This window comes from Kitasatospora viridis, assembly GCF_007829815.1.
In the GTDB taxonomy this organism is placed as follows: Bacteria; Actinomycetota; Actinomycetes; order Streptomycetales; family Streptomycetaceae; genus Kitasatospora; species Kitasatospora viridis.
The window spans coordinates 363813-374033 of the sequence record NZ_VIWT01000004.1 but is presented as its reverse complement, the minus strand read 5'-3'; the positions used below and the strand labels follow the sequence as shown (position 1 = coordinate 374033).

The following is a 10221-nucleotide window of genomic DNA, read 5'->3' as shown; positions in this document are numbered from 1 at the left end:
ACCGGGAGCACAAATGCCGCTGCCGTTCCGCTCCGCGCTGACCGGCGCGGTCGCCCTGCTGACCCTGCTCGGCAGCGCGACGCCCGCCGCCGCCGACAACCGCAACGACCCCAACTGGGCCGGTTACGCCTTCGAAGGCACCACCGGCTCCTTCAGCCGGGTGCTCGCGGAATGGGTGCAGCCGTCCGGCGAGTGCCCGGAGCCGGACACCCGGATGTACGCGGCCTCCTGGGTCGGCCTGGACGGCTACCGCGGGACCACGGTCGAGCAGACCGGGACGACGGCGCGGTGCTCGGAGGACGGCCAGATCTCCTACTTCGCCTGGTACCAGATGTACCCGGACCCACCCGTCCGGTACGCCGACCCGGTGCAGCCCGGCGACCGGCTCATGGCCCAGGTCAGCTACTTGCCCGACGAGGACGAGTTCGAACTCGACATGTGGGACTGGACGCGGCGGTGGGCGGAGAGCACCTTCCAGCGGGTGCCCGAGGGACACACCGCCCTGCGCCGGACGGCCGAGGTGGTCGTGGAGGACCCCAAGCGCGCCCAGAACGCCTGGTGGCCGATGACCCGGTTCAGCAGGATCGACTTCCGCAACTGCCAGGTGAACGGCTCCCCGATCGGCGACCTGCCCGACCCGCTGGTCCTCACCATGCGCCGCGACCAGGTCAACCGGGCCCGCCCCACCCGGCTGTTCGACTCCGGCCGCGCCTTCCAAGTGAACTGGGAGCACTCCTGATGCCGACCCCACCCCGCTCCGCGCCACGGTCCCTCACCACGGCGGCGGCCCTGCTGGCCCTGCTCGCCGCCGCCCCGCCCGCACAGGCCGCGCCGGGGCAGCGCGCCGCCGTCCGCAACATCAACTGGGCCGGCTACGACACGACCGGTCCGCCCGGCACCTTCGACCACGTCGAGGCGCGGTGGACGCAGCCCTCGGTGGACTGCACCCCCGGCGACGAGAACTGGGCGATCTTCTGGGTCGGCCTCGACGGCGCCCAAGAGGGGGACACCAACGTCGAGCAGACCGGCTCCGGGGCGCACTGCGAGACCGACGGGAGCGAGGACTACTACGTCTGGTACGAGATGTTCCCGGAGGACCCGGTCCTGTACAACGATCCGATCCGGCCCGGTGACGACCTCCAGGCCGAGGTGCGGGCGCTCGACGACGGGCGGTTCGAGCTGGTCCTGCGCGACTTCACGCAGAAGTGGAACCATTTCACCTACGCGCGGCCCCGGAACGGCACGAGGGCCGTGCGCACCTCGGCCGAGGTGCTCGCCGAGGTGCCGGGTCCGGCGGGACACCGACTGGCCGACTTCGGCCGGGTCCGGTTCACCGACAGCCTGGTCAACGGGCGGCCGATCGGGGAGCGGGCCCCGAAGGCGAGCATCATGTACAGCCCCGGCAGCGACACCGTCCGGGCACTGCCCTCGCCGCTGACCGGCGGCGGCAGGAACTTCACCGTGACCTGGAAGGCCCACTGACGTGGGAGCGGACATGACGGGACGCCAACTGACTCGGCGTCAGTCGACCGGCACCCCTGCGCCGCGCGCCCTCGCGCTGACCACCGCGGCCGCCCTGCTGGCCGTGCTCGGCGCCGCGCCGCCAGCGGTCGCCGCACCGGTGCACCCGTGGCACCCCCGGCGACACGCCCCCGACACCGACAAGCAGAACTGGGCCGGCTACGAGGCGCTCGGCAAGACCGACGAGTTCAAGCACGTGGAGGCGAGGTGGCGCCAGCCCGCCGTGGAGTGCACCCCCGGCATCGCCACCTACGCGGCCTTCTGGGTCGGCCTGGACGGCGCCCGCAAGGAGGAGGGCGACAACACCGTCGAGCAGACCGGCACCGGGGCCTGGTGCGGGCCCACCGGCAGGACGGAGTACTACGCCTGGTACGAGATGTGGCCGCAGGACCTGATCGAGTACAACGATCCGATCCGGCCCGGCGACGACCTCCAGGCCGAGGTGCGGGCCCTCAGCCACGAGCGCTTCGAGCTGGTCCTGCGCGACTTCACCCAGAAGTGGAACGAGATCACCTACGCCACGGTCCGCCCCCGGGACGAGGCCCTGCTGAACTGCGCCGAGGTGATCGCCGAGGCGCCCGGGCCCAGCAGCACCCGGCTGGCCGACTTCGGCCGGGTCCGGTTCACCGACAGCCTGGCCAACGGCCGCCCGATCGGGGAACTGGACCGGCGGGCGGTCACCATGGCCACCGAGAAGCCCCGGACCGTCCGGGCGCAGCCCTCCGTGCTGAGCGCCGACGGCAGGGACTTCACGGTGACCTGGCGGTCGAACTGACGCGGCGTCGGCCGCCCGGTTCACAGGTCCTGCGAGCGGGTCTCCTCCAGCACCCGGTAGCCGGTCGCCGTGTAGAGGTTCATCGCGACCTCGTTGCCGCCCCAGACGGTGAACATCAGCGCCCGGTCGCCGGCCGCCCGCACCGCCTGCTCGCCCAGCGCCATCGCCGCCCGGCCGTGGCCCCGGCCGCGGAACCGCGGGGCGACGTCCAGCGAGTAGCCGTAGCTGACGCCCGGCAGGTGCTGGTGCTTCAGCCAGGCGTGGCCGATGGCCTCGCCGTCGGCCTCCAGCACCACCAGCGCCGTCTGCTCGGTCTCCCGGCCCTGCGGCAGCAGCTGCCGGTAGTCCTCCTCGGCCTTCCGGCGCGCCTGCTCGGGGGTGCCGGAGCCGGCCCGCAGGATGTCGCCCGCGTAGCGCTCCATCCCCTCGGCGACCCACTCCTCGTACTCGGCCTCGGTCAGCGGCCGGTGGCTCGCCCCGGCGGGCACCTCGGCCGGGTCGGTCAGGTCCTTGAGCCGGGCCTGCCCGCGCACCGGGTAGTCGGCGAACAGCTCGTCAGGAGCCGTCAGCCCCACGGAGATCCGGTAGGCGCCCTGCTCGGCGCACCAGCCGCGGGCCCAGGCGAGCGCGGCCCGGCGGTGCGCGCCGTCCGGGTCCAGCGCCGGATCGGTCCACAGCTCGCGGATCCGGCCGAGCAGCCGGCCCTGCTCGTCGCCGGTGCTCAGCACGACCTGGCCGACCCGCCGCCCGTCCGCGTCCAGCACCGCCGCCGCCGTCCAGCCGTCGGCCTTCTCGGCGCGCTGGTCGACGAACGCCTCGGCGGCCCCGGCCGGCAGCCCGTTGGCGCGGTAGGCCTCGACGAGGCGCCGGCGGAGCTCGGGCAGCCAGTCCGACGGGGTGCTGAGCAGCGCGAAGTCAGTCATCAGAAGATGATCGAAGATCAACTGCTTCGTCGTCCAATGGTTTTCGGCCGTGCTGGCTCTCGGCCGTGCTGGTTTCGGCTGTGCTGGTTTCGGCTGTGCTGGTTTCGGCCGTGCTGGTTTTCGGCTGTGCCACCATGCGGTCCATGCCCGCCCACGACCTCACCACCACCGGGAACCGCACGTGAAGCTGACCGACCTGCTCGACGGCCTCGACCGCCGCACCCTCCAGGGCGACCCGGACACGGTCGACGTCAGCGCGGGGGTGGTGCTCGACTCCCGTGCCGTCCGCCCGGGCGCGCTCTTCGCCGCCGTCGCCGGGCGGACCGCCGACGGCCACGCGTACCTGGCGCAGGCCGCCCGGCAGGGCGCGGTCGCCGCGCTGGTCGAGCGGGACGACGTGCCCGCTCCAGCCGGCCTGTGCCTGGTGCGGGTCGCCGACGTCCGCCGGGCCGCCGCCCGCGCCGCCGCCCGCTACTTCGGCGATCCGGGATCGCGACTGGCCGTGATCGCGGTGACGGGCACCAACGGCAAGACCTCGGTGGCGTACATGCTGGAGGCCGTGCTGCGCTCGCTCGGGCAGCGGGTCGGCGTGATCGGCACCGGCGGGCCGCGCCTGGACGGCCGACCGGTCCCGGTGGCGACCAGCACCGTCACCACTCCGCAGGCCCCCGAACTCCAGGAGATCCTGCGCCACCTCGCCGACCGGGGCACCGACACCGTCGTCCTGGAGGCCTCCTCCACCGCGCTGCTCCAGCACCGCACCGACGACTGCGCCATCGACATCGGCGTCTTCACCAACCTCACCCCGGACCACCTGGAGGACCACGGCTCGATGGCCGCCTACCAGGACGCCAAGATGCGGCTCTTCGACGGCCAGTGCGCCCTCGCGGTCGCCAACGCCGACGACCCGGTCAGCGCCCGCATCCGGCAGCTGATGCCGCACGCCACGCTCACCTTCTCCACCGAGGGCAACGCGGCCGACTTCACCGCCACCGACATCGAGACCACCGCGACCGGCAGCACCTTCACCGTCCACCACGCCGGCCGCGCGCACCCGTTCCGCCTGCCGCTGCCCGGCCGCTTCGCCGTCGCCAACGCGCTCGCCGCCACCGCCGCCCTCGGCGCAGCCGGCCACGGGCTGCCGGAGACCGCCGCCGCGCTCGCCGCCCTCGCGCCGATCCCCGGCCGATTCGAGACCCACCGCACCCGCGGCGGCGCCGTGGTGGTCGTCGACTACGCGCACTCCACCGACTCGCTGGAGCAGGTCCTCACCACCATCCGGGGCTTCGCCACCGGCCGGGTCACCACCGTCTTCGGCTGCGGCGGCGACCGGGACACCACCAAGCGCGCCCCCATGGCCCGAGTGGCCGCCGAGCACAGCGACTCGGTGGTCATCACCACCGACAACCCGCGCACCGAGGACCCCGAGGCCATCCTCGACCAGATCGAGGCCGGCCTCACCGGCACGCCCACCCCGCACCGCCGGATCGCCGACCGCCGCGCGGCCATCGCCTACGCCCTCGCCGCGGCGGGCCCGGAGGACGTGGTGCTGGTGGCGGGCAAGGGGGCGGAGACCTACCAGCTGGTCGGCGACCGGCGGCTGCCGTTCGCGGACATGGCGGTCGTCCGGGAGCTGGACGCCGCCGGAGCCTGACCCTCAGACCGGCGGGGTGTGGCCCTTGACCGGGTGCTTGGCCAGCGCGCTGCGGACGGCCTCGGCGAGCGTGGCGGCGAACACCAGGTCGAGGCCCTGGCGCTGCTTGTCGGCGAGCCGCTGGCCGTCGGCCTCGTTGGCGGCCGGGAGCAGCAGGCGGGTGGCGTGGCCGCGCCCGGCCCCGGCGGCCGCCCGCTTCAGGCCGGCGACCGCCACCAGCGCGCCGTCCGGCCCCAGCGCCCCGGTCACCGCCGTCTCGGTCCGGACGATCCGACCGCTGAGCAGCGAGACCAGCGCGAGGGCGGCCGCCACCGTCGTGCCGGCCGCGTCCGCGGGGCCCGCGCCGTCCGGCAGGTTGCCGTAGGGCTGGTCGAACCGCAGGTCGTGGCGGGCGAACCAGTCGGCGGCCAGCTGCGGCAGCAACTCGCCGGCCCGGTCGCGGACGGCGGCGACGGCGGCCTGCGCCGGTGCGGCCAGCAGCTCGCCCAGCGGGCCGCCGGTGAGGATCCGGCCGTGGCCCGGGCCGAGCGCCGCCTGCACCGGCAGCAGCCGCCCGGCGACCGGGGTCCAGGCCAGGCCGGGCCGCTGCTCGTAGCGGTGGGAGAGCATCTCGGACTCGGCCCGGTAGTGGTCGGCCTCCGCCTGGAAGTGCTGGTGCCGCTCCAGGTCGGCCTCGTAGTCGACGACCAGCCGGGAGGTGTCGGTGGGGTCGTACCAGACCAGGACCTTGCCGCCCTGGAGCTTGAGCGTGTGCACCCGGGTCAGCACGGTGGCTTCGAACGGCAGGTTCATCGTGTTCGGCGGGACCACCCGCAACTTCAGCCGCACGTCCAGCCAACGGGAGCTCAGGTCCTCGTCGGAGGCCCAGAGCGCGCGCAGGCTGCCGCCGCCGCCCAGGGTCGTGACCGACAGGATGTCGGCGGTTGCCTGGACGCCCGTGCGCCGCAACTCGTGCAACAGGTGCTGGTGTTTGAAGAGCATCGACGCCCCCTCGCGGACCGTCCCCGGCGGACGGCCGCGCCAGCATACGAGCAGGTCATGAGAGGACGCTGGGTCACCCGGCGCCCGGCGGGCCGAGGTGCGCGAGCAGCGCGGCGGCGCCGTCCTCCGCGGCGATCCCGCGGGCGAGTTCGGCCGCGCGGTGGCGGTGGGCCGGCTCGGCGAGGCAGGCGGTGATCGCGTCGCCGAGGGCCTCGGCGGTGAGGTCGTGGAACGGCACGGGCCGGGGCGCGACGCCCAGCCGGTGCAGCCGGGAGGCCCAGAACGGCTGATCGGCCATCACCGGCACGGCCACGGCGGGCACCCCGGCCCGCAGCCCGGCCGCCGTGGTGCCCGCCCCGGCGTGGTGCACGACGGCGGCGACGCGCGGGAACAGCCAGTCGTGCGGGACGTCACCGATGGCCAGCACCTCGTCGCCGCGTCCACTGCTCAGCCCGGCCCACCCCGCCTGCACCACCGCACGCACGCCGGCCCGGGCCACCGCTGCGGCCACCAGCTCACCGAGCCGTTCGCCCTCGCCGACCGCCATGCTGCCGAACCCGATGAACACGGGTGGCGGACCGGCCTGGAGGAAGTCCACCAGTTCGGCCGGCGGCCGCCAGCCGTCCGGCCGAGCGGGCCACCAGTACCCCGTCACCTCCACCCCGGCCGGCCAGTCGGCGGGGCGCGGCACCACCAGCGGGCTGAACCCGTGGAACACCGGCCGCACGCTCCTGTTCGAGGAGCCTTCGGCAGGCAGCCCGAGCCGCGCCCGCAACCGGCCCACCGCGCCCGCGAACACCCCCTCCGCGCGCGCCAGCACCTCCTGACCCGCCGCCAGGTTGCCCGCCGGCCCCAGCTCCTCGGCGCCCCGCGCATTGGGCAGCGCGAACTCCCTGGTGGCGAAGGACGGCGCGAGGTACGCCCCGACGACGGGCCCACCGAACGCCTCACCCGCCGCCCGACTCAACGCCGCCGGCCCGAACGCCGTGAGCACCACGTCGGCCCCGCCCGCCACGGCCCCCGCCACCCCGTCCGCGAGCCCGCCCACGTACTCCTCCAGCACCGCCCGCCCCCGCGCCGCCGACCCCGCCCGCGCCCGCTCCCTGATCAGCCCCGCCGGATCCCCCGGCACCACCCGGAACCCGAGCCCGCACCCGCCGACGAGCGCCGCGAACCCCGGATGCGCGGCCACGGTCACCTGGTGACCGGCCGTCAGCAGCCGTTGCCCGAGGCCGGTGAAGGGCGCGACGTCGCCCTGGGAGCCGGCGGTGATGATCAGGATGCGCATGGAGTGATTCTCTTCGACGAGGGCGAGGCGCTCACGCGGAGGAAGTGAGGTGAAGGCTGAGTCCGGGGGAGCGCCGCACCGTACGATTCGGAGATGGTGAGAACTGAAGAGGTTCCGTACCGGGGCCTGATCCTCGACTTCTTCGGCGTCCTGACGTTCAACATGGTCGAGGTCATCTCCTCCTTCGAGGACCGGGAACGGATCACCCGGGGAACCTTCCTCCGTGCCTGGGCCGACCCGCGGGGCCAGGAGCTCTTCCGGGCGCTCGAACTCGACCGGATCTCCCAGACGGACTGGAACAGCGAGTTCGCGGCCTTGCTGGGCGTGGCCCCGGACGATCTGATGGCCCGCTACCTGCACGACGCCTTTCCGGCCTACCCCGTCATGGAGGTGGCCCGGCAGGCGCGGGCCGCCGGCATCCGGACGGCGGTCCTGTCGAACAGCCTCGGGCGGCAACCCTACGACCCGTACGCCGGGTTCGACCTGTCGGGCACCTTCGACGAGGTGGTGCTGTCGGCCGAGCACGGAGTGCGCAAGCCCGACCCGGCGATCTTCCGCCTGGTGTTGGACCGGCTCGGCGTACCAGCTGAGGAGTGCCTGTTCGTCGACGACAGTGAGCAGAACCTGGCCGCCGCCGCCGAGCTCGGCATCACCCCGCTGCTCGGGCTGGACGAGAAGGTGATCGCCAGGCGCCTGCGCGAGCTGCTCCGGCTACCCGGTCTGTAGGAATTCGCGGACACCCGTGTGGGCATCGTGCGGAGCCAATAGTGCACGCAGGCCCTGCAGTTGCGAAGCCGAACGGGCGGAGTCGACCACACCCAGGCAGAGCGCGGCGCGGTTGGCGTGGGCCACCGCGGCGTCCAGGTCGTGCAGGGCGAGGTGCGCCTCCGCAGCGCGGGCGAGGTAGATGGCATGACTGCGAGGGAACTCCTCGGCGCCGGGACGGGCGTGCAGACCGGCCTCGAAGCAGCGCACCGCCTCGGCGGGGTCACCGAGTTCCAGGGCGGAGGAGCCGGCGATCATCTCGATCTCGCCGTAGTCCACCCAGTAGAGGATCTTGGGGTCGTGCTCCCGGCGGCCCTTGTCCAGTGCCGTTCGAGCCAGGTGCAGTTGGTGTGCGGTGCCCTTCTTCGCGCCGGTCTTGGAGAGCGCACGAGCGGTGCGGGCGGCCAGCATCGCCTCCATCCGCGGGGTGCCGCACCCCTTCACGTGGGTCCGGGCGGTGTCCAGGAGGGACACCGCCCGTCCGGCCTGGCCGGGGGAGGAGTAGCACTGGATGGCGGCGAAGGAGAGCGCGTAGGCGCCGCCGATCCGGTCACCGACCTCTGCGGAGCCACGCAGGGAGGCGTCGAAGTAACGTTGGGCGATCCCGGGCCGGTTCTGGTCGAAGGCGCTCCAAGCGGCCTGGCGGGCGGCTTCGGCCGCGATGGCGTACAGGCGGTCGGCAGCTGGTCCCCGGTAGCGCAGTGACTTGAGCAGCTTGACCGCCAAGGACAGCTCACTGCGCGCGAGTTTGTGGACTTCGCCGCTGCCGAGTTCGTCGTCGACGCGGCGCAGGTGGTCCAGCCGGTCCTCCATGTGGTCCAGCAGGGCGGGGCCGACGAACGAGGCGGGGTGGCCGGGGAGACGTGCTCCGAGGACCCTGGACCAGCTTCTCGCGGAAGTCGACAGCGCCGCGCCTGCCGTGATGAACCCCCTGCGATCCACCCCGCCACCATCCACCAGTTCACCGAGAACCGCCAGAACGCCGTCACGGTTCCACGGAACGTCCCCGGCGATCACCGGTGGGGCGGCCGCCAGCGCGCGGGCGAACCTCCCGCCAGTCTTCAGAGCCCTGTCGTAGGCCGTCACCACGTCGGCGGTCACCGATCGGTTCCCGTTCTCCACGTTGCGCAAGTAGGCCTCCCCGTAGCCGGCTTCGCGGGCGAACCTCGCCCACACCATGCCGGATGCTCGGCGTGCCTCCCGCAGGTCACTGCGCAGCTGGTCGTACATCAGAACGCTCCTGGGGTTGGGATCGCCCGTGGATCGGCGGACACCATTGTTCCCCGGCTGTTGGCGGTGTGTGATCGGTTCGGCACAGAACGCGACACTATGCAAGGAGTTGGCGATGCCCACTGCGACGCTCAACGGCTGGCCGTCGACCGTGCGGCTGTCGAGGACGATGAGCTGCCGTCCCGAGGCCGCGAGGGTTGCCCGCGCGTTGGTGGCGGAGGCACTCGATGCGTGGGGGCTGGATCGCATCTCCGCAGACTCCCGACTGGTCGTCAGCGAGCTGGTCGGAAACGCGGTGAAGCACACGGGCTGCGTGAGGATCACTGTCTCGGTCGAGCGGCTGCGTTGCGGTGTGCGGGTCGGGGTGCGGGACGCCTCCGCGGCTTTGCCCGTCGTCCTGCCGGCCACCGTCGAGGGGGAGGGCGGCAGGGGGATGGGGCTGGTGCAGGAGGTCGCCGCCCGCTGGGGCGTTGACCGGCTGCCCTTCGGGAAGGTCGTCTGGGCCGAGTGCGCTCTGAAAGCGCCTGACTGTATCCCCGGCTGAGTCGGGAGGAATTCGGAGGATATTCCTGGGTCGAATGGCTTACCTGGAGTCGAAAGACAAAGGGGACCGTAGCATGCCAGAAAATCGGCGACCGGGTCCAGGTATCAGGGACGGTGCGTCGAGCGACCCGCGCGATAAGGTGAAAGCTGGACTGCCTGAACCCCAATCTCCAGTTGATTTAAAGACGGATCCGCCGGAAAGATACCCGAAACCGGCGCCACCCCGTGCACTGGTGATTTCTGCCCGCCGATGCAACTCCGAGGTGTGGAGCGATGTCCAGTGAGGACATTCAAGGAGATGAGTGGGGCACCTAAGTCGCGCTAGTACGTACAGCCAGGACGAACAGAGGATCACCTAAAGGGTGCAAGCCCCATGGTGACGGAGTGTCCGTAGTAGTCGCAGGAGTAACGACCTGCCAGGGAGGACGGGAAAGCCGTCCACAGGGCAAAGGGACACAGGTGACAGGGCATCAACGAGCCGAGAGGTATGCGAAATGCAGAGCGCCGAGACGGTGCTTGGTGTCCTCCGTGAACGAGGCCG

Annotated in this window: 11 protein-coding genes; 6 read left to right on the top strand and 5 right to left on the bottom strand. The window is 72.8% G+C overall.

Going from position 1 to position 10221, the window contains the following annotated elements:
• Positions 1 to 13: 13 nt before the first annotated feature.
• From FHX73_RS35210 to FHX73_RS35200, 3 genes are read left to right on the top strand one after another with little or no spacing between them, the layout of a single operon-like run.
• A complete protein-coding gene (locus FHX73_RS35210; protein WP_145910070.1) occupies positions 14 to 739 on the top strand; it encodes a G1 family glutamic endopeptidase in 726 nt (241 codons plus the stop codon).
• On the top strand, positions 739 to 1482 hold the full coding sequence (locus FHX73_RS35205) for a G1 family glutamic endopeptidase (RefSeq protein ID WP_145910069.1): 744 nt from the start codon (positions 739 to 741) through the stop codon (positions 1480 to 1482). Before FHX73_RS35210 ends, FHX73_RS35205 begins: the two co-directional genes overlap by 1 nt.
• A gap of 13 nt (positions 1483 to 1495) precedes the next feature.
• A complete protein-coding gene (locus FHX73_RS35200; RefSeq protein WP_145910068.1) occupies positions 1496 to 2296 on the top strand; it encodes a G1 family glutamic endopeptidase in 801 nt (266 codons plus the stop codon).
• 20 nt (positions 2297 to 2316) lie between these two features.
• Here FHX73_RS35200 and FHX73_RS35195 read toward each other — a convergent pair whose 3' ends face one another.
• A complete protein-coding gene (locus FHX73_RS35195) occupies positions 2317 to 3219 on the bottom strand; it encodes a GNAT family N-acetyltransferase (protein ID WP_145910067.1) in 903 nt (300 codons plus the stop codon).
• On the bottom strand, positions 3212 to 3364 hold the full coding sequence (locus FHX73_RS45145) for a hypothetical protein (protein ID WP_170305221.1): 153 nt from the start codon (positions 3362 to 3364) through the stop codon (positions 3212 to 3214). Before FHX73_RS45145 ends, FHX73_RS35195 begins: the two co-directional genes overlap by 8 nt.
• 36 nt (positions 3365 to 3400) lie before the next feature.
• On the opposite strand from FHX73_RS45145, the gene FHX73_RS35190 reads away from it, so the two are divergent.
• Positions 3401 to 4873: a UDP-N-acetylmuramoyl-L-alanyl-D-glutamate--2,6-diaminopimelate ligase gene (locus FHX73_RS35190; protein WP_145910066.1), complete on the top strand. Its 1473-nt coding sequence runs from the start codon at positions 3401 to 3403 to the stop codon at positions 4871 to 4873.
• 3 nt (positions 4874 to 4876) lie between these two features.
• Here the strand turns inward: FHX73_RS35190 and FHX73_RS35185 are convergent, their stop codons facing one another.
• Together FHX73_RS35185 and FHX73_RS35180 are read right to left on the bottom strand one after the other, a co-directional pair.
• On the bottom strand, positions 4877 to 5854 hold the full coding sequence (locus FHX73_RS35185) for a S16 family serine protease (protein WP_145910065.1): 978 nt from the start codon (positions 5852 to 5854) through the stop codon (positions 4877 to 4879).
• A gap of 73 nt (positions 5855 to 5927) precedes the next feature.
• Positions 5928 to 7142, bottom strand: coding sequence for a glycosyltransferase (locus tag FHX73_RS35180; RefSeq protein ID WP_145910064.1), 1215 nt, complete (start codon positions 7140 to 7142; stop codon positions 5928 to 5930).
• A 93-nt stretch (positions 7143 to 7235) separates the two neighbouring features.
• Between FHX73_RS35180 and FHX73_RS35175 the strand changes: the two genes are divergently transcribed.
• On the top strand, positions 7236 to 7868 hold the full coding sequence (locus FHX73_RS35175; protein ID WP_145910063.1) for an HAD family hydrolase: 633 nt from the start codon (positions 7236 to 7238) through the stop codon (positions 7866 to 7868).
• Here the strand turns inward: FHX73_RS35175 and FHX73_RS35170 are convergent.
• On the bottom strand, positions 7854 to 9137 hold the full coding sequence (locus FHX73_RS35170; protein ID WP_170305220.1) for a helix-turn-helix domain-containing protein: 1284 nt from the start codon (positions 9135 to 9137) through the stop codon (positions 7854 to 7856). The genes FHX73_RS35175 and FHX73_RS35170 overlap by 15 nt on opposite strands.
• 115 nt (positions 9138 to 9252) lie before the next feature.
• Here FHX73_RS35170 and FHX73_RS35165 point away from each other — a divergent pair, with 115 nt between their 5' ends.
• The gene (locus FHX73_RS35165) at positions 9253 to 9681 is read left to right on the top strand and encodes an ATP-binding protein (protein ID WP_246214080.1); all 429 of its coding nucleotides are present in this window, start codon (positions 9253 to 9255) and stop codon (positions 9679 to 9681) included.
• The last annotated feature ends 540 nt before the right edge of the window (positions 9682 to 10221 follow it).